Below are 18590 nucleotides of genomic sequence, written 5' to 3'. Positions count from 1 at the left end.
AAACGGGAGCCGTGCGCGGGCAAGCGTGAGCACGCATTGTTGCAGCCTCATTGGCGGGTGCGCTCAGTCCCAGTCTCCATCCTCAATCAACACTTGCCGGAGCGCCAATCGGCGTGCGCTATTCATTTGCAGGAGCCAAACAGTCGTCCTCCCCGTCGCGGTGATACCGAGAATTCTCGGCCCATTCATGCAGAAATGATCTTCCCAACGATGATTTCGAGGATGAAACAGCTCCTCAACTTTTCCTGTGTCAGGATCTCGCGAGGTTAAATTGGGCCCTTTGTAGGCATTGCATTTGGCACAAGACAACGCCAGATTTTCCACAGCACTCTCTCCGCGATGTTGCAGGGCGATGATGTGCTCTACATGAAAACGCTGAGCCAACTCATGCTCTTGTTTGAGACGACAATATTCGCAACGACGGGCGGCTCGCTGCCAGACAAGCTGACGAATTGCTGGCTCCATCACAGTTTGCCGGCCTGACGTAAAACTCGTCTTGCATGTGCCTGCATCAGGGAGATCATCGCTACAGTATCTGCATAGGATTCATATTGACGTTGTTCTTCCTGCGTGAGTTGTCCTTCACGTGACTTGTGTGCCATCACCTCGGCACGATCTTGCATCTCCGGTGAGGATTTCAGACTCAAAATGGCCCTGGCAGCCTCAGCATCCATCATGCCGACAAAGGGATCCAACAGGTCTTCTTGAGATACTACACTCTTTGTCATGGACGGAGTTTAATCGGAAGGTCACTGCAAAGCAAGTTGGCTTTCAGGTGAGCCCTTTCACCTGCACCCACGTCGCACCCCAGCCGCCGGATCTCTCCCCGGCGGGCCAGGTCCAGCCTTCGACGATTTCCATTTTATCCAGGGCGGCATGCACACCGATGCGCAGCGTGCCGGTGCCTTTGCCATGAATGACGCGCACGTTCCGGATGCCCAGCTTCTGGCATTCGCCCAGGTAGTCCACCAACAGATCCCCCACCTCACTGGGCCGGAAAGTGTGCAGGTCCAGCTCGTTGGTGATGGGGATGCGGATAGGTTCCTCGTCTTCCATGGCGTGAAGAACATTAAACCAAAGAAAGCCCATTTTGCCACAGCACATAGACCCCGGTGGCGAAAACCAGGAGGGCAAAACCCCGCTGCAGTTTTTTCACCGGCAGACGGCTAGCAAAAAAACTACCCAGGAGCACACCCACTCCCGCCATCCCGGAAAACAGCAGAGCCAGCGGCCAATACACAGGCGCCTCGCCCATGTGACTGAAAAAGCCTGCGGCTGAGTTGAAGGCGATCACGGCCAAGGATGTCCCCGTCGCAGTCCGCTGCGGCAGGCGGGCAAATTTGATCAAGGCAGGCACCAGCATAAATCCCCCGCCGACCCCGATGAACCCGGTGAACAGCCCTACGCCCGTCCCAGCCAGCAGGCAGCGAAGCGGACGACATTCCGCAGGAAGAGTGAATCTCTCCGCTCGGCCTAACCACATATTCAGCGCCACGGTCAGCATCAGCAGCGCGAAAAGCATCATCAAAATCGGTGCAGGCACCCAGGATGTGAACCGTGCGCCCACGGTGGCCCCAGCCATGCCTGAAAGGGCAAACAGAAGTGCTGCACGTGCATGAAATTCTCCCGTTCGTGCACGCTGCACCGCACCCAGCAACGCGGCGATGCCCACCACAAAAAGGCTAACGCCCACAGCCTGCTTCGCTGGCAGGCCCGCCAAATACACCAGCACCGGCAGGGTGATGATGCTACCTCCCGCCCCCGTCAACCCAAGCGATAGGCCGATGAACAAAGCCCCCGAGATGGCCAGTGCATTCATGGCTGGCGGCGCTCCGGTTTCAGCAGGCGGGAAAACAGGCGATGATAGGTATGCACCACCTTCACAGGCTGGCCAGCGCGATGCACTGGCTGGCCTGCATTGGCCCAAGCAAAGATGCCGCCTTCCAGATTCTGCACTTGATGGATACCCGCCTGATGCAGACGCCGCGCCAGCTCACAGGCACGATAGCCGGCCGAGCAATAAACCACATAGGGGGCGGAAGTCGCCAGTTCACGCAGAGCCTCATCTGTCACTGTTTTTACAGGCAGGGAAAGGGCCCCTGGCAAGTGGCTAACGGCGTATTCCTCAGCCGAACGAGCATCAAGAAGCACGGGGTGAGTGGCCACTTCACCTGCCAGCAAACGCTCAACTCCATCCACAGAAAGCTGCGCCACGTCAGGAAACCGCTCCCGCACCACTGAGATGGCCCAAGCTGTGCCCCGCCGGTGGTCCATGAACCACCAAAGCAGCAACGCGACAGCGCCCATGCCGACGAGGGCATAGAGAGCAGGATGGAGCGAAGCTAGCATGAGAGGCTTTCGTTACTCAAACTTGATGTAGGCGTAGCCCTGGAGTTGCAGATCCACCAGCCGGGGGAAGGCCCCCACCACCCGTTTCACCCCAGGCATCAGTTCCCGGGGAGTCACACCTCTTTGCTGCATGGTGTTTTCACAGAGTTCTATCTGCACGCCGCGTTTAACCAATTCTGCCAAAATTTCGCCATTGGGATTTTCAGCTTTGTCCGCTTTCAGCCGGGTGCGCGCTTCGGCATTCACCACGGCCTGTATCCCGGTGCCATGAAACACCAAATGCAGGTGCACCTGATCCGCAGCGATGCCCTGCTTTTGGTAGGTATCCATGAGCTTACGGGCATAGAACAGCCCTTTGTTGACTCCTTCATGGGTCACATCATCCGTCACCTGATAGACGATGCGCAGATTCTCCCGAACTTGCAGCGGAATGACAGGCACGGAAGCCTCCGTAGCCTGCGAAGGTGGCACCACCAGCAGTGGCATCGTGCAAACAAGCATGGCTATTGTCATTTTCATCATTGGTTAGGCGGAAGTTGTTTTTATCTCGATCGAAATTTTCGCAAAGGCTCCGTCCACCAGCACCACGTCACGTCCCTGGCTGGCTAGAAAGGCCACTGCCAAGCTGGCGCGCAGGCCGCTGCCACAGTGGACATAAATGCGGCGGTCTCCTGGCACTTCCGAGAGCCGTGCAGCTAGCCGTGTGTAGGCGATGTTTCGTGCTCCTTGGACATGACGTTCTGCGTATTCATCAGCCCCTCGCACATCCAGCACCAGGGCATCAGGGTCTGCCGCTAGGGCTCCCTGCAACTGCTCAGGTGTGATGTAAGGCTGCGCAGTCATCAGCCCATCCCTGATCTCCTCCATCTCCGCCACCGTCATCCAGGCAGTGACCTGATCCAGCCCGATGCGGATGAGCTGCCGCACGGCTTCTTCCACTTCCGCCGCGTTCTGCACAATCAAGAGGATCCGCACGCCTTCCTCAACATACGATCCCGCAGCAATGGGCAACTTTCCACCCGCCAGTGGAGCCAACAGAGCTCCTTGGATGTGCCTTTGCAGGAACGAAGTGCGATCCGCCCGCAGATCCAGTACGACCACGCGGGATTCTGCCAGATAGGCAGGCACCTCCATGGCGGTGAGGTGCCTAGGCTGAGGCAACCTGCCCTCCGGCAGCAGGGCAGGACCAGCACGGTTGTCTCGCTTCATGCGGGCGAAGTAGAGCGGTGGCTCCGGCTGCCCGGTGAGGATGTCTTTGACAAATTCATCCTCACTTTCGGTGAGGGCTTCGTTGAGCGCCGGGTTAAAACGCCGCTCATAACCTAGAACGCTGCTCGGGACTGCGCCCAGGGCCTTCCCACAGGCACTCCCAGCACCGTGTGCAGGCAGGATTTGCAGATGTTCGGGCAGTCTTTCGGTGCTGCGCAGGCTGGCGTAAAGGGTGCGGGCGCTGGCCTCCATCACCCCGGTCTGTCCGGCGGCTGTTTCCAGCAGGTCTGGCCGCCCCACATCCCCCACGAAGATGAAATCACCACTCAGCAGCGCCATCGGCTCCGTGGCACCATGGCCGTGATCCGTCACCAGGTAGCTGAGGTGCTCCGGCGTATGGCCGGCAGAAAGTACCGCCGTGAGTTCGATGTTGCCCACATGGAAGGAGTCTCCATCGCGCAGAAATTGCGCCTGAGGACTCCCCTGCGCCCATTCAAACTGCCACTCCGGTCCACCTTCCGCAGACAGGTAGGCCTTCACGCCATGGCGTTCCATCAGCTCACGGGCACCGCTGAGGTAGTCGGCATGGATATGGGTCTCCGCCACGGCAGTGATGCGAAGGTCATTTTCAGCCGCCAGCTTGAGGTAGCGATCCACATCCCGCTCTGGGTCCACGATCACGGCCTCGCCTGTGCGCTGGCAGCCGATGAGGTAGGCATTTTGGGCCAAGGATGAATCGGTGATTTGGCGAAGGAACATGAACGTGGAAGAGGTGGAGGATTAACGAGCAGAACAATTCTTGGGCGAACAGCAGGCCTGGCCTTCGATCCGGTTCCAGGGCATCTTAGACAGCAAGATGGCCAGCCCACACCAGCCGGTACTGCCTGCGAGGACCAGCCCCGCACCAAAGAACGCGCTGAGAAAGACCCAGTAAGGATGCACGGTGAGTGACAGGGCCGCCCCCGTCAGCACACCCAGGCCGATGGTGAGCTGCACCTGCTGCATGAGGGGGAAGACTTTTTTCGCGGCACGGGCCACGGGCAGCCCAGAAGCTTTCCAGGCCTGGATCCCGCCTTCCAAATTTTGCACCTGGGTAAAACCTAAAGATTGCAGCTTCGCGAGGGCCTGTTCTCCGCGCTTGCCACTGCGGCAATGGATGACGATGGGCAGATCCCGATTGAGCTCGGAAGCGCGTTTTTCCAGTTCCCCTAAAGGAATGAGCCGCGCCTGGGAGATGTGCTCTTCCGCATGTTCCACAGGCTCGCGGACGTCCACAAGCTGGCAGCGGCCCGCCTGAAGTTGAGTGTTGAGTTGTTTGGGAGTGATGGTGGTTTGCATTGCGAGGGTGGGTTGCAGAGTTAAACTGTTCTGTTGTTGATATAAACTATATTGCTATATAGCGATATAACAAACATTATTCTTTCATGCCTAAAAAGAAAAAATCCGAGCCCAGCCCCATGCCGATGTCTGAAAAGGCCCTGGAGCTGGTGGCGATGCGCTTTCGTGCGCTGTCAGAGCCGACACGGCTGCGGCTGCTGAATCTGCTGATGCAGGGGGAGCACACCGTGGGCCAACTGGTGGAGGCTGCCGGTCTGGGACAGGCCAATGTGTCCAAACACCTCGCTCTGCTGAGAGATGCGGGCATGATCGGCATGCGTAAAGAGGGACTGTCCACGTACTGTTACATCGCAGATCCCATGGTGAATGAGCTTTGCGAAATGATGTGCCGCAGGTTGCGGGAGGACATGGAGGCCCAGGCTCGCGCGCTGGCCTTTGACCCCAAAATCTGAGCCTGATGGATCTCAAGACTCAGCTCATCTCCCAAGCTCATGAACTGGGCTTTGCCGACTGCCGAATCGCCCCGGCCAGACCCGCAGCGCACCGGGAGATCTATGAGCAATGGGTGGCTGAGGGCAAATATGGCGACATGGCCTGGATGGCGCGGAACATGGACCGCCGCACAGACCCCTGCGTGGTTCAGCCAGGGGCGAAGACCGTCATCGTCCTAGCCATGAATTATTATCAAGGACCAGCGCCAGCCACCGCCGCTGGCGGCTACCGCATCGCCCGTTACGCATGGAATGAGGATTACCATGACCTCATCGTGGCCAAGCTAAAGGCGCTGGATGCCTTTCTCATTCAGCATGGCGGCACACAGAGGTACTATGTGGATACCGGCCCGGTGCTGGAGCGGGATTTTGCCAGTGAGGCCGGGCTGGGCTGGGGCGGGAAAAGCACCATGCAGATCCATCGCCAGCTCGGCACCTGGTTTTTCCTGGCGGAGCTCATCAGCACCCTGGATCTAGCGGTGGATACCCCCGCCCGTGACCTGTGTGGCAAGTGCACCCGCTGCATGGTGGCCTGCCCCACCCAGGCCATCACGGCCCCGCGCCGGATGGATGCACGCCGCTGCGTGAGCTACCTCACCATCGAGAGCAAAGGACCCATCCCCTTGGAATTCCGCCGCGCCATGGGGGATCGAATTTATGGCTGCGATGACTGCCTCAGCGCCTGCCCCTGGAACAAGTTTGCCCAGCTTTCCCAGGAGGCGACGTTTCAGGCACGCGAAACAGTGTTTAACCAAAAGTTGCGCGATTTCCTGACCCTGACCGATGAGTCTTTTCGCGCTCTGTTTGCCAAGTCTCCCATCAAGCGCATCAAACGCCCGGCCTTTCTCCGCAATGTCTGTGTGGCCCTGGGCAATGTCGGCACGGATGAAGATGTAGCGGCGCTAGAGATCGCCGCACAGGATGAGCACCCGCTCATCTCTGAGCATGCTCAATGGGCCTTGCAAGAGATCTGGCTAAGGAGCAAGAAAGTATAGGTTCACGTGAGCAATGTGCCGGAGCTCGCGGCCAACGTGGCTTGCGGGTTGCTTGAGTAGGAGAAGATGAAAGGTCTTCTTTGGTTCGCTTTACTCTTCCCTTCGGGGCTTCAGGCGACGACGCTTCTTTATTCGCACACTGGCTCGGCCAATCCCACCACGGAGGGCTGGATCCGCACGTCCACCACGACCGTGGTGGGTGAGCCCTTTGATGATGACGGGCGGGATGTCTGGCGTGTCTATGATCCCGGACTCAGCAGTGGCGGCACCAGCCTAACGTACAGTGCGGTCATGAATGCCACTTTGGCCAGTTCGGTGATGGCCACGGGCTGGGATCTTTCCACCACTCTCAGCGTGCCCACGGATGATCCCACGCTCGGCAACGCCATCGGCACGGATAGCAATGCCTGGCTGGGCTTCATCATCAATGAAACGCTCACCAACCGCCGGGTCTGGGCGCTGATGTTTGGCCGTGCGGCCAATGGGGATACTTTGGTCGCGGCGTATGGCGTCACGGGCACGCGCACTCTGGCCCCAGGCTATCATGATTACAGCTTGTTGTATGATCCCGTCACGGCGCTGGCCACCATCCGCATTGATGGGGAAGTGTGGAAAACTTATGCGGGATTGAGCTTGGCAGGCAATGGCGCCCAACAGGTTTATTGGGGGGATAATAATGGTCAGTCCACCGTCATCCCACCCCGCACGATTTATTATGAGTCCATCCAGTTTTCCACCGTGCCTGAGCCTACGAGGTTGCTGTTGTTGGGCCTGAGCGGCGGGGCGGGGCTTGTCCGTCGGCGGAGAGCCCGATGAAGGCTGGGCAATCTCTGTTTCCCGCCCTTGCCCTAGCGCTCCGGCTTTTCACAGTGATGGCATGCCTGACATCTCACCGGAAGCCGTCATCACCCTCATCACGCAGCACCAGATCGTGGAGACGAGTGAGGCCCTGACGCCGGATGTGGATCTTTTTGCCCAGGGGCTGGACTCGATGGCGATGATGCAATTGATGCTGCATCTGGAGCGCGAATTCAGCGTGCGCATTTCCCCGGCTGAAATGACGCGGAACCACTTTGCCACGGCCCGGGTTTTGTCATCCTGGCTTTCCCACCCGAACCGCAGCGCCGTATGACCCTGGAAGCCGATGTCATCGTGGCCGGAGGTGGCAGCGCGGGGCTGGCAGCGGCCCTAGCGGCGGCCCGTGCTGGTGCACGCACGCTATTGATTGAGCGGCAGACCAAACTGGGCGGCATGGGCACAAATGCCCTGGTTCATACCTTTTGTGGCCTCTTTCACCCGGATGTATCTCAGCCCTGGGCCTGGGTGAATGCCGGTATCCCGGCGGAAATCGGCCAGGCAATGATGGACCGCACGGGACAGACGGCACCTGACCTGATGGGCAGGGTGTACGTGCTGCGCCAGCACCCCTCTCTTTATGCCCAGATTGCCGATGAACTCTGCCTGGCGGAGCCTCGCCTATCCGTCCTAAGCGGTACCGAGTGGATTGACCTCCAGAAGGATGAAAAAGGCTGGCATCTGGGCATCATCACCCGGGGGGAACGTAGAACTCTGCATACTCAAACTCTGGTGGATACCACAGGGGATGCGACCGGGGCCCGTCTCCTGCGGCCTTCGTGGTGCCAGCAGGTGGAGGGTAGCCGCCTGTATCGGCCCGCTTACATCGCCGCTTTCCATGGGGTGCTGGGCACGCATGATGATGGCTGGAGATTGCAAACAGGAGCGGTCATCGTGCGCGCGATCCGGGAGGGTTTATTGCCTGCGGCAGCCATCGGTGCAGGCTTTCGTGACTCCCCCTTCGCGGGTGAAACTTTTGTCACCGTGGATCTGGAGGCCGGGCAAGGAGAGTGGGACCCGTTTGACCCCACCAAACGTGCACGGATGGAGCAGGAGGGGCGCGAAGTCGTGCTGGCCCTGTGGAAATACCTGCGCCAGCAGCACCCCGATTTCCGCCCCTGCCCACCGCCCATGCTGCCAGTGAAAGCGGGCATCCGTGAGACTGCCCGTTACATCGGTGACTACATCATCACCGGGGATGATCTGGCGAGCAGCCGCCGCTTTGAGGACGAAGTCGCGCTCGCAGGTTGGCCCATGGAAAAGCGCGAAAACGCCCGGGGGCCCAAGTTCCGTTACTTTGATGAACCCCTGCCCCCCGGCATCCCCGCACGCTGTCTTTTCCGCCAGGATGCACCGGGACTGTTTTTCGCCGGGCGCTGCCTTTCGGCCGATCATGAAGCGCTGGCGTCTCTGCGGGTGATGGGCACCTGCATGGCCACAGGAGAGGCAGCGGGGAAAATGGCAGTGGACTTTGTCTCCCGCTGCTGACATTGGCATGCCCCGCTATGCGCCTGCTCTGCCTGACGAATCTTTTTCCTGATACCCTCCAGCCCTGGCGCGGGCTGGACAATGTCACCCTGCTGCATGCGCTGAAAGCCGAGCAGCCTGAGGCAGACATCCGCGTGCTGTGCCTGCGCCCGGGACATGGCTACTGGACAGGGAAAGCCTGCACCCTACAACCTCGCTGTGGGGATGAACCCCTGCATCCCAGCTATCACTGGGCCCCCTACATTCCGAAATTTGGCGGCCTGAATGATCGCCTCTACACGCTGGCCGTGCGCCGGGCACTGAGGACCCTGCCTCAGGGGTGGAAACCGGAGGCGCTGCTAGTGCCCTGGCTTTTCCCGGATGCCTGCGGAGTCCACCGCGTGCCTGAATTTGAGGGCATCCCGCTTTTAGCCGTGGCCCAGGGGTCAGATGTTCACCAGTATCTCGACATGCCTTGGCGCCGCCGCGCCATCCAGGCCCTCAGTCAGCGGGCCCACATCATCACCCGCAGTGAAGATCTGCGCCAGCGGCTGTTGAGAGCCCAATCTCCGGCAGACCAAGTCAGCACCGTTTATAATGGCGTGGACGTTCACACCTTCCGGCCTGGCAATCGCCTAGAAGCCCGTCGGGAACTGGGGCTGCCGGAGAAGCCTGAAATCCTGCTCTTCGTGGGGAATTTCCTACCCGTCAAAGGCCTGGACTTGCTCATCCAAGCCACGGCCCAACTTCAAAAAGAGCGGCCTGTACACCTCGTACTCATCGGCAGTGGACCCTTAGAAGCCGATCTCCGAGGACTCTGCCAGACCCGTGGCCTGGAGGCGGTGACCTTCGCAGGGCGAAAGGGTCCTGCCGAAGTGGCACATTACATGCATGCTGCGAATGCCGTGTGCCTTTCCAGTCTCAACGAAGGAGTCCCCAATGTCCTACTCGAAGCCTTTGCCAGCGGTCGCGCGCTCGTTTCCACCGATGTGGGGGGCATCTCTGAAATCACGGCCCCATCTCCCGGGGGAGGCTTTTTGGTCAAGGGCCGGGAAATCGCCGATTATACCGCAACTCTCCGTCGCGCCCTTGAAAATCCACCTAATGAAACTGACTTAAGTCACTATGCGCGCGTACGTTCCTGGCCGCACTGCGCTCAAACATATTGGCAGCGCTTATTTGCTATGACGAAAAAAGTCCGTAACGTTAGATAGTATTTCAGGTAGTACATTTACACTCACTGTAAAAAGACCTCTGTCGACACGCAGTTCTCCCGTTCATGCTTCTTCCCGGCACAAGTCATTGGATGTCCATCGCCCGTCGCGCAGGCCGCGATGGCATCTTTTTCGTTTTGAGTTTCCTGGTGGCAAACTACGTCCGCTTCCAGACTTTTTGGAAGCTGGATGAGTACTTGTTTCCCATCTCAGCAGGCGCAGCCATCCTCATCACCGCCAGTTACATTTTAGGTCTGTATTCGGTGGAGTCGCGAGGGCGCTCACGTTTTTTCGTTCACGGTTTGTTTTTTAGCATCGCCTTCCTGGGTGCTTTTCTTGCCGTCATTCTCGTCGGTTATGTGGACTTCGGCACCCGGGTGGGGCGTGGTTTCATGCTTTTAGGCCTTAGCACCGCGTATCCTTCACTGATGCTTCACCATTGGGTGATGTTTAATAAACACCGTTTTGCTCCTGAGCGTGTGGCCTTCGTGGCTGAGACACCAAGCGAGCTGGAAGAATACCAGTGCCTGCGGGAACTGAAACCTCGCGGCATCGAGATCGTCGGTCGCATCACCGTGCGGGAATCGGACCGGGGATCGGATGTTTTGGGTCGCCTCAAACATGCCACCTCCATCATTTCACGTCATAAGGTGGATCGAGTCGTTTTTGCCGACTGGCGCTTAGGAGATCCGTACTCGCGGCCTTTGCTGCGGCAGTTGCGTTACTCTGGCATCACCTGCAGCCCGCTCATCAGCCTGTGTGAGGAATACCTGCAATACGTCCCGCTGCACTTGGTGACCAATGAATGGCTGATGCACTCGGAAAGTGCGCCCCGAGATTTTTACTTCAGTAAGCTGAAGAGGACTTTCGACGTGATGACGTCTCTGGCGTTGCTGCTTTTGCTTTCGCCTCCCCTGCTGGTCGGGATGGCCATCGTGAAAATTTTCTCTCCGGATGGTCCGCTGTTTTTCACTCAGGAGCGCATCGGCCGATTCGGTAAAAAATTCAAAATCCTCAAGCTTCGTTCCATGCGCACGGATGCGGAAGTCAATGGTCCTCAGTGGTCCAGCGGCACCAAAGATCCACGGGTGTTCCCTGGCGGAAAGCTGCTGCGTCAGTACCGCATTGATGAGATCCCCCAGCTTTTTAACATCTTGCGTGGGGACATGTCCTTCGTGGGCCCACGGCCCGAACAGCCAGCTTTCGTTTCGAAATTGGCTGAGGAGTTAGCCTTTTATCAAGAGCGCCACATGATCCATCCCGGTTTGACGGGCTGGGCACAGGTGAGCTATCCCTACGGTTCCACCACGGACGATGCGCGCTGCAAGCTTGAGTATGACCTCTACTACCTGAAGCACGCAGGGGTCGTTTTCGATCTTCTTATCCTGCTGGATACCATTCGTGTGGTCCTCATCGGCGGCATGAAGAAAGAGGCGCAAAAGCCGCGCTACCTCGCCACCCCCACCTCCCGGACCACCAGCATCCCCGTGATGTCTAACCCGACCAATGCAGTGGACGCAGCGGCGTAAGGCGAAGACAGAGACCGGCAGGCCAAAGTCCCCTCACAGGCCTGAGGCCTTGCCCGGAATGCGGGGGTCATGCGCAGGAACGAGGAGCTTCCGCTCGGCATCCCACATCACAGCTTGGCAGGCCCCGAAGGCGCTGGTTTCATCCAGCGTGTGACCGAGGGCCTGAACTCGACGAAGGGTGCCTGCACCGAACTGGGTTTCAATCTTCAACGTGTCTGGATTCCACTGATGGTGAAAGCGCGGCTCTGCCAGGGCTGCATTCGGGCCTTGGCCGTCGTCAATGACGTGGCTGATGAGCAACAGAGTTTGGGTGATGATCGTCGGCCCGCCTGCAGCACCCACGGTGAGCAGAGGCTGACCATCCTTGAAGACCAGAGTCGGGCTCATGCTGGAAAGAGGGCGTTTGCCAGGAGCGATGGCATTGGCCTCCGCACCGATGAGCTTGAAGGCATTCGGCACCCCAGGCTGCACGGCGAAATCATCCATTTCATCGTTCAGTAGCACGCCTGTGCCTGGGACCACCACCTTGCTGCCAAAGGCCGTATTGATGGTCTGGTTCAGCGCCACCCAGTTCCCTTTAGCATCCGCCGTGGAAAGGTGCGTGGTGTGCTTGCCAAAGATGTCTCCTTCCCACCGGGGCGGGGTGTTGTGAGCGGGCACAGCGGTCACGTGGTCCAGGTCTATTTTTTTAGCCAGCTCAGCCGCGTAGGTTTTATCTACCAGCCCCTTCGGCACAGAGGCAAAGTCAGGATCCCCCAACCAATGGGCACGATCTGCAAAGGCCAGCTTCATCGCCTCCGTCACCACATGGATGCGGCTGCTGGCGCGGAAATGGCGAAGAGGGAAATGTTCCAGCACATTGAGAATCTGCGCCACATGCACCCCGCCGCTGCTGGGGGGTGGCATGCAGACCAATTCATAACCACGGTAGGTGGAACGGATGGGCTCACGCTCCAGAGCCCGGTAATTGGCAAAGTCCGCCGCTGAGATGATGCCGCCATTTTCAGCCATCCAGGTGGCGGTTTGTTGGGCAAACTCTCCCCCGTAAAACCAAGTCAATCCGTGGTCTGCTACCGCCCGATAGGTTTGAGCGAGGTCCTTCTGCACCAGTAAATCTCCCTCCTTCAGCGGCGTGCCATCGGCCTTGAGAAAAATGGCGGCTGAGGCAGGGAAGAGGCGCAGTTTTTTCGCCGTGGCCGCCAGTTTTCGGGCATACACGGCATCTATAGGGAAGCCCTTTTCCGCAAGATCCGCCGCTGGACGAAGGAGATCTGCCAGGGTGAGTTGACCGTGTTTTTTCAGCGCCAGGTCATAAGCGCGTAATGCCCCCGGAATGCCAGAGGCTAAAGCGCCCGTCTTGCTCGCCTCATCGTCCACTTTTCCCTCTTTGAGGTACATGTCACGGTGCGCCTTGGCAGGGGCCATTTCGCGGCCATCAATCGCTGTTAAGGTTCCATCGGCCGCACGGATGACGATGAAACAGCCACCGCCGATGCCGGAATTATGCCCGTCCACCACACCGAGGGTGAGTGCTGCGGCGATGGCTGCATCCACAGCATTGCCCCCGCGTGCGTAGGCGGCAGTGGCGGCATCCGTGGCGAGGGGATGCACCGTGGCAGCGGCAAATTTGGCAAAACCCGTCTCCTGAGCTGCGGCGGAAATCACGCCCAGTCCGACAAAAAAGGAACAAAACAGCAGTTTCATGAGTCTAATCGTAGCGATTCTGTGTTCGCTCGTCCATCGTCCCTCGTGAAATGATTGCCGCCCGTCTTTGTTTTTCTCTGCTCTTCCTGCTCAGCCTCCCTGCTTGCAGTTCCCTAGAACGCCTGGCCAAAGCGGGAGCAGCCAAGCCCTCCGCGTTTCTTCCCCACGCGGCAGATTTGAAAAAGACGAAGGCGGACCACGACCCTTTTCTACGGGTGTGGCGGAATGACTCCAAAGAAGTCTGGGCCAAGGCGGAAACCAAGAAGACCCTGTACATCGCGCCCGTAAGCCTGGACTACCTGCGCCCCATGACCAAGCCGATGTCGCGTGTGGAAGTGCGGGAAAAATCCCGCCAGAAAGAGGCGAAAAAGTTAGCCACCTACATCCGGGATCAATTCACCCAAGCATTCCGCAACTCCAAAACTCCCCGGTATGAAATCGTCGAGACTCCGCAGAAAGACAGCGTGACGCTGGAACTGGCGCTGGTGGAATTCAATCCGAACTCCATCGCCGCCGGGCTGACCCGCCGCGCCATCAACCTTCTGGCCGTCCCTGGAGCCGAGTCCATCGTGGGAAGACCCCTCAAAGGCAGCATCGCCATCGAAGGCCGCGTGTGGGACCCGGAGCAAAAGGAAAGCCTGTATGAGTTTGCGGATGCGGAACACAACCGCTCCGCCCTCATCCTCTCCGTGCATGATTACAATGCCTACAGTGCCTCACGGAAAACCGTCCGCGAATGGGCGGCCCAGTTTGAGCAGATCACCCGCACACCCGCTGGTGGTCGGGTAAAGGACAGCTCCCCATTTACTTTGATGCTGTGGTAGAGCTGGGAAGCTCCAGCATCAGTCCTTCCGCTTCCAGTTGAGCCAAGCCTGCCGATAGGTGAAGGCGATGGCCATGATGCCGAAGCTCAGCAAAATGGCGCGGGAAGGCTCCGGCACAGGCAGCGCATCGGCTGCCACAGAGGAATCCCAGAGCAGTTGGCTGGCTTTGTCTGAATGTTCAGATGCCCGGGCGGCCAAGCCAGCCAGGGCAATCGAAAACAGCCAATAAAAAACCGCGCGCATGAGTTTGTGGAGAAAGCAGGATCTGAACTAAAACCAAAAACATTTAGGACTGACAAGACAAATCCTTCTCAATCCCTTAACGATCAACGGCGGTCTAACGACGCCACTGATACATCCAGCGTTCAGAAATCACCTTTTCTCCATCCTTCATTTCGCACATCATCTCCAGAAGGTTGGTGGTGTCTGGCACATCCAGTTTGAAAAAGGCGCGCCAGCCGCCGGTCTCGCGGTTGAACATGACACGCTTGTCCAGGACTTTGGCCTCGCCGTTGCTCACCACCACGTCCAACTCCGGCACCCAATCCGCAGGCTTGTCCAGTTTGACGCCGCCTTTGGTGAAATCCACCACGTACTCGTGATCGTCCGTCTTCATGACGAAACCCCGGCGGGTATTCGTGACCTTGCAGAGCAGGCCGGGGAGTTGCTCCTCCAGCCAGGCCAGACGGTATTCGAAATTGAGCGGCTCTGTGGGGGTTTTAGGCAGCTCAGACGGGCGCCACATGGCCACGATGTTATCCCAGGTCTCTTCGCCGGTGGAAAGTTCCACGAGGACGACGGCACCTTTGTTAAAGCCTTTGATCGGCTCCACCCACACGGCGGGGCGGCGGTGATACATGGCTTCCAGGTCCTGGAAGTTGTTGAAATCACGGTCACGCTCCCCGAGGCCGAACCCCTTCAACTTATCCATCTCAAAGACGCTCAGGCGCAGGTCACGGCTGACATCCAAGGGGCGCCAGATGGAGGGACCACCTTCGACCTCGATCTGGAGGCCGTCGCTATCATGCACTTCCGGGCGGAAGTCGTAGGGCTTCGGGTGGCTATTCTCGCCAAACCAAAACATGCTTGAAAACGGCGCGATGCCGAGCATTTCGACCGGCTGGCGGAGGAACAAAGTAGCCTTCACCAGCATGTCCGTCGTCTTGCCGGGGGAAACATCGAACTGGTAAGCCCCAGCAATGCTCGGGCCATTGAGGAGGGCCAGAACACGGAAGTATTTCTGCCCTGGCTTCGGCTGCTGGAACCAGAAATGCGTGAAATCGGGGAACTCTTCAGGCTTGCCACCGATGGTATTGACCGCCACACCACGGGCGCTGATGCCGTAGCCTAGCTCTGTAGTAACGGCACGGTAATAACTCGCGCCCATGAAGACCATGAACTCAAAACGCTTATCCAGCAGCGAATGCGGGGCCAGGACACGGAAGCCGGAGTAGCCCTCAGGTTTCTTGAAGCCTTCGGGCAGCTTCAGATTGCCGTAATCAAACAGGCTCTGATCAAAAGGAACAGGCGTGGTGGTGACGCCATCCACATTGAAGAAACCCACGGGCTTTTTGAACATCCACCCCGGATGGAAAAACTGCACGCGGTAGAGCTCCTTGTTTTCGCCGTAGAGAGCTTTGTCCTCCAGGAAACGGATCTGACGATGCCCGTCATATTTGAGGCCTTCAAAAAACGGGTCGAGTTGCTGCGAGGGGGCCTGGTAAGGCTTCAGCGCCACCTGCGCCGCCAGCTTTTGCAGCGACTCAAAATCCGTCACATCTGTCAGAGTCAGGTCTGCCGCTTGAGTGGTAAAACAGACGGCGGTACAGAGAGACAGGAAGAAAGATCCTGAGATACGAGAGGCAATCATAGAAGGGTGCACGGAAGCAGTGCTAGAATGCTCTCTGCCTACGGGCAGTCAACAAGGGGATGGACCTCATTCATCAATCCCTAAGTTCGCCTTTAGCCGGGCTAACTGCGCCTTGAGGAACTCGATCTCGAGTTCCATGCGCTGTTTCCATTCCTGATCTTCGGCGCGTTCTGGCGTTATCACCGGGGCCACGATGATCTCAGTCTGAGGGGCGAGACCACTCGGCTCACCGGTCAAAAGTTGAGCATAAAGTGCCACGCGCCGTCCTGGGCCCGCAGGCAAACAGGCCACCACAGGACCTTCGGGGTAGCTGATGAGGCCGGTCAGCTCCACCTCCACACTTTCCAGATCCGGGAAGGTCTGCAGGCGCTCGGTACGCTGGCGCAGCTCTCCCACCGTCTGTGCGCCGCGCAGCAGAAGCACGGCCAGCAGGGAAATGCCGGGCTTTTCTAGGCGCGGCAGTTTACCTTTGATGTTGTGGCGGAACTTCTGCACGCGGGCACCAGCCACCGTGACTTGGAAGACCCACCCGCGCATTTTCAGCGCCTCCAGCGCACGCTGCACCGTGCCCTCGTCCACGCTCATCACGGGATCACGATTGGTGGACTGATTGCAGGCAGAAACCAGCGCATTCAGCGTCAGCGGATAGTAGTCTGGCAGGGTGATTTCTTTTTCGATGAGGCAGCCGATGATGCGGGCCTCAAGGGCGGAAAGTTGCGGAGCGGGGGCTGTTTCAGAGTCTTCCATGCGAGTCTAAAAGGTGCAGCGCAATGCGCCCGGCTGCAAGGCTGCGGACGCGTGAGAACAATTTCCCTTTGCACGGCAGCGGCGTATCCCGCATACATCCGGTTCCCCGTTTCTTTAAAACCCACCCGTTTAAGCTATGCCCACCTACGACTACGAATGCCAGACCTGCGGCCACCAGTTCGAAGCACGCCAGTCCATGAAAGACCCGCACCTGACCGACTGCCCGGTGGAAGCCTGTGCCGGACCGGTGAAGCGTAAGATCGGTCTGGGCTCCGGCCTCATTTTCAAAGGCAGCGGCTTTTACATCACCGACTACCGCAGCGATTCCTACAAAGCTGCCGCGAAGCAAGACTCTGGCGGCTCTTCAGCCAGCCCGCCAGCGAAGTCCTAGACTGAATCTCCCCGATTAAAAGGCGGGCGCGGTGGAATGAGTCGCAAGGCAAGAGCGCAGGCTGCTATCTTGATGATCACAGCCAAGTCCCACTTGCGGTGACCGTCAATCGTCCCGCCCTCTTGTCACTTTCCGGAACAGATTTTTGGTAATCGTTCAAAGGCTTCATGGCCACTGAATCTCGTTCGTCAGCATCTGGTCATCATCGAAGAGAAAGCGCCCGATGAAGTGCTTCTTTTCGATGAGGAGTTCGGCTAACCAAAAGCGGTCATCGGCCCACATTTCGTCAAAGGGCAGGGCCTTGAGCGAGGTCCACAGCGGGATGGCCTCTGGCGTTTCATAGGCTTCCCCTTCCCACTCCGTGGCACGGAAAACATCCACATGCAGGGCGAGGCCATCCACAAACTGGAACCACAGCTCGCCGTGCTTCACGGGATTCAGCGCCGTGACTCCCAGTTCTTCTTGAGTCTCGCGGATGGCGCACTCGGCCGAAGTTTCGCCGGGGTCCATCTTGCCACCGGGGCCATTGATTTTACCTGCGCCCAAACCGCGTTTTTTGCGGATGAGCAGCACCCGCTCCTGAGCTTCGTCCACAATGAACATGAGGGTGGCACGGATGCCGGGTTGCCAGTGGGTCCAGTCGGGGGTCATAAGGGAGCGCGGAGAATGACACGGTGCCAGAAGAATGCCACCGCGATCCACACCGCAGAAACAGCCTGATGCAACGAAAGGCGCAGTATTCAGTTACAGACGGATGGTGGTCTGGATGACATGCGCTTCACCAGGCGCCACGGTCACTGTTGCATCGCCCGCATTGGCCGCCTCCACACACAGGAAGTGCGGGTAAGCCTCATCCGGCAGATCTGCAAGACGCTTGGATTTCTCGATCCAGGGATTCCACACAACCGTGGTAGCACTGCCGCTTTTTTCAATGGTGAGGCTGCGGCGGAGCGCGGGGTCTTCCACCGTCACGGTGGCCAGGCTGACGTATTGGCGATCCACTTCCTGATCAAAGGTGATGTCTCCCGTTTGATGACGCATGGCGCGCGCGCCCACGGTGTCCAGGTAAGGTGTCTCCGCCAATCCCTTCACGGTGACTTGCGTGATGTCACCCACGGTCAAGTAAGTGTGCAGGGCCTCGGCGATGGAAAACTCACTGCTGCCTTTATTGATGGTTTGCAAAGAGACCTCCAGAGTGCTGCCGAGCAGAACGGTGAGATGCGCCTCAAATTCATGCGGCCAGAGTTCTCTCGTCGCCGCATCGCTGCACAGCACAAAGGCCATTTTCACACCACTGTCCGACTCACTGGCCTCGATCAAGGTCCAAGGACGATTGCGGGCAAAGCCATGCATGGGTTTCGCCTCATCGGTGGGATGCGCATTGAACCACGGCCAGCACACGGGGATGCCCCCACGGATAGGTTTGCCCGGCTCCAAAACTGCGTCTGGGCTGAGGTATAAAACGGGGGAATGCCCCGTGGGGGTCCACTCCATGACATGCGCCCCATTCAGCGCGATCCGCGCCGTGCAGGTGGGGTGATTCACCGTGAAGATGGGATAACCAGGCAGGGCTTCGCTGAGGGAAATGGAGGCGGGGAGGGACATGG

At 58.6% G+C, this 18590-nt stretch carries 23 protein-coding genes; 9 read left to right on the top strand and 14 right to left on the bottom strand.

All coding sequences use genetic code 11. From position 1 onward, the window contains the following. Positions 1–63 precede the first annotated feature (63 nt). Genes HNQ64_RS24345 through HNQ64_RS13345 form a run of 8 tightly spaced genes read right to left on the bottom strand, consistent with a single transcriptional unit; the run spans position 64 to position 4896 of the window. Positions 64–465, bottom strand: a complete 402-nt coding sequence (locus tag HNQ64_RS24345; protein ID WP_184209398.1) for an HNH endonuclease — start codon at positions 463–465, stop codon at positions 64–66. After that, positions 465–728 (bottom strand): hypothetical protein, encoded by a 264-nt coding sequence (locus tag HNQ64_RS13375; protein WP_184209397.1) that lies wholly within the window; start codon positions 726–728, stop codon positions 465–467. Before HNQ64_RS13375 ends, HNQ64_RS24345 begins: the two co-directional genes overlap by 1 nt. Positions 729–771: 43 nt before the next feature. Then, complete coding sequence (locus tag HNQ64_RS13370) at positions 772–1056, bottom strand: Smr/MutS family protein (RefSeq protein ID WP_184209395.1); 285 nt, start codon at positions 1054–1056, stop codon at positions 772–774. Between the two features lie 13 nt (positions 1057–1069). After that, on the bottom strand, positions 1070–1819 hold the full coding sequence (locus HNQ64_RS13365; protein ID WP_184209393.1) for a sulfite exporter TauE/SafE family protein: 750 nt from the start codon (positions 1817–1819) through the stop codon (positions 1070–1072). Further along, the gene (locus HNQ64_RS13360) at positions 1816–2349 is read right to left on the bottom strand and encodes a rhodanese-like domain-containing protein (RefSeq protein ID WP_184209391.1); all 534 of its coding nucleotides are present in this window, start codon (positions 2347–2349) and stop codon (positions 1816–1818) included. Before HNQ64_RS13360 ends, HNQ64_RS13365 begins: the two co-directional genes overlap by 4 nt. 12 nt (positions 2350–2361) lie before the next feature. Beyond that, the gene (locus tag HNQ64_RS13355; RefSeq protein WP_184209389.1) at positions 2362–2850 is read right to left on the bottom strand and encodes a DsrE family protein; all 489 of its coding nucleotides are present in this window, start codon (positions 2848–2850) and stop codon (positions 2362–2364) included. A gap of 24 nt (positions 2851–2874) precedes the next feature. Then, on the bottom strand, positions 2875–4317 hold the full coding sequence (locus tag HNQ64_RS13350; protein ID WP_184209387.1) for an MBL fold metallo-hydrolase: 1443 nt from the start codon (positions 4315–4317) through the stop codon (positions 2875–2877). A gap of 21 nt (positions 4318–4338) precedes the next feature. Beyond that, the gene (locus tag HNQ64_RS13345; RefSeq protein WP_184209385.1) at positions 4339–4896 is read right to left on the bottom strand and encodes a rhodanese-like domain-containing protein; all 558 of its coding nucleotides are present in this window, start codon (positions 4894–4896) and stop codon (positions 4339–4341) included. An 86-nt stretch (positions 4897–4982) separates the two neighbouring features. On the opposite strand from HNQ64_RS13345, the gene HNQ64_RS13340 reads away from it, so the two are divergent. From HNQ64_RS13340 to HNQ64_RS13310, 7 genes are all read left to right on the top strand, one after another. Further along, a complete protein-coding gene (locus HNQ64_RS13340; RefSeq protein WP_221305447.1) occupies positions 4983–5348 on the top strand; it encodes an ArsR/SmtB family transcription factor in 366 nt (121 codons plus the stop codon). A 5-nt stretch (positions 5349–5353) separates the two neighbouring features. Next, positions 5354–6382 carry a tRNA epoxyqueuosine(34) reductase QueG gene (queG, locus tag HNQ64_RS13335; RefSeq protein ID WP_184209383.1) on the top strand — a complete coding sequence of 343 codons (1029 nt, stop codon included), beginning with the start codon at positions 5354–5356 and terminating at the stop codon, positions 6380–6382. A 66-nt stretch (positions 6383–6448) separates the two neighbouring features. Continuing rightward, positions 6449–7198, top strand: coding sequence for a PEP-CTERM sorting domain-containing protein (locus HNQ64_RS13330; RefSeq protein WP_184209381.1), 750 nt, complete (start codon positions 6449–6451; stop codon positions 7196–7198). A gap of 61 nt (positions 7199–7259) precedes the next feature. Next, positions 7260–7514, top strand: a complete 255-nt coding sequence (locus HNQ64_RS13325; protein WP_184209379.1) for an acyl carrier protein — start codon at positions 7260–7262, stop codon at positions 7512–7514. After that, complete coding sequence (locus tag HNQ64_RS13320; RefSeq protein ID WP_184209377.1) at positions 7511–8725, top strand: FAD-dependent oxidoreductase; 1215 nt, start codon at positions 7511–7513, stop codon at positions 8723–8725. The genes HNQ64_RS13325 and HNQ64_RS13320 overlap by 4 nt, the downstream gene beginning before the upstream one ends. Before the next feature lie 17 nt (positions 8726–8742). Then, positions 8743–9918 (top strand): glycosyltransferase, encoded by a 1176-nt coding sequence (locus HNQ64_RS13315; protein WP_184209375.1) that lies wholly within the window; start codon positions 8743–8745, stop codon positions 9916–9918. 92 nt (positions 9919–10010) lie between these two features. After that, positions 10011–11447, top strand: coding sequence for an exopolysaccharide biosynthesis polyprenyl glycosylphosphotransferase (locus HNQ64_RS13310; RefSeq protein ID WP_184209373.1), 1437 nt, complete (start codon positions 10011–10013; stop codon positions 11445–11447). A 33-nt stretch (positions 11448–11480) separates the two neighbouring features. Here the strand turns inward: HNQ64_RS13310 and ggt are convergent, their stop codons facing one another. Next, positions 11481–13151, bottom strand: a complete 1671-nt coding sequence (gene ggt / locus HNQ64_RS13305) for a gamma-glutamyltransferase (protein WP_184209371.1) — start codon at positions 13149–13151, stop codon at positions 11481–11483. Positions 13152–13201: 50 nt separating this feature from the next. Between ggt and HNQ64_RS13300 the strand changes: the two genes are divergently transcribed. Further along, positions 13202–13975 carry a DUF3313 family protein gene (locus HNQ64_RS13300; protein ID WP_184209369.1) on the top strand — a complete coding sequence of 258 codons (774 nt, stop codon included), beginning with the start codon at positions 13202–13204 and terminating at the stop codon, positions 13973–13975. 18 nt (positions 13976–13993) lie between these two features. On the opposite strand, the gene HNQ64_RS13295 is transcribed toward HNQ64_RS13300, so the two are convergent. The 3 genes from HNQ64_RS13295 to HNQ64_RS13285 form a co-directional block, all read right to left on the bottom strand. Further along, positions 13994–14218 (bottom strand): PEP-CTERM sorting domain-containing protein, encoded by a 225-nt coding sequence (locus HNQ64_RS13295; protein WP_184209367.1) that lies wholly within the window; start codon positions 14216–14218, stop codon positions 13994–13996. Positions 14219–14312: 94 nt separating this feature from the next. Continuing rightward, positions 14313–15845 (bottom strand): glucan biosynthesis protein, encoded by a 1533-nt coding sequence (locus HNQ64_RS13290; RefSeq protein ID WP_184209365.1) that lies wholly within the window; start codon positions 15843–15845, stop codon positions 14313–14315. A gap of 66 nt (positions 15846–15911) precedes the next feature. Further along, the gene (locus HNQ64_RS13285) at positions 15912–16592 is read right to left on the bottom strand and encodes a YceH family protein (RefSeq protein WP_184209363.1); all 681 of its coding nucleotides are present in this window, start codon (positions 16590–16592) and stop codon (positions 15912–15914) included. Positions 16593–16728: 136 nt separating this feature from the next. On the opposite strand from HNQ64_RS13285, the gene HNQ64_RS13280 reads away from it, so the two are divergent. After that, on the top strand, positions 16729–16983 hold the full coding sequence (locus HNQ64_RS13280) for an FmdB family zinc ribbon protein (protein WP_184209361.1): 255 nt from the start codon (positions 16729–16731) through the stop codon (positions 16981–16983). A 165-nt stretch (positions 16984–17148) separates the two neighbouring features. Here the strand turns inward: HNQ64_RS13280 and HNQ64_RS13275 are convergent, their stop codons facing one another. Both HNQ64_RS13275 and HNQ64_RS13270 read right to left on the bottom strand, forming a co-directional pair. After that, positions 17149–17634: an 8-oxo-dGTP diphosphatase gene (locus HNQ64_RS13275; protein ID WP_184209359.1), complete on the bottom strand. Its 486-nt coding sequence runs from the start codon at positions 17632–17634 to the stop codon at positions 17149–17151. A gap of 93 nt (positions 17635–17727) precedes the next feature. Then, a complete protein-coding gene (locus HNQ64_RS13270; protein ID WP_184209357.1) occupies positions 17728–18588 on the bottom strand; it encodes a D-hexose-6-phosphate mutarotase in 861 nt (286 codons plus the stop codon). Between the last annotated feature and the right edge of the window lie 2 nt (positions 18589–18590).

Origin of the sequence: Prosthecobacter dejongeii (assembly GCF_014203045.1) — a bacterium.
GTDB classification, from domain to species: Bacteria; Verrucomicrobiota; Verrucomicrobiia; order Verrucomicrobiales; family Verrucomicrobiaceae; genus Prosthecobacter; species Prosthecobacter dejongeii.
This window is presented reverse-complemented; position numbering and strand designations above follow the sequence as displayed.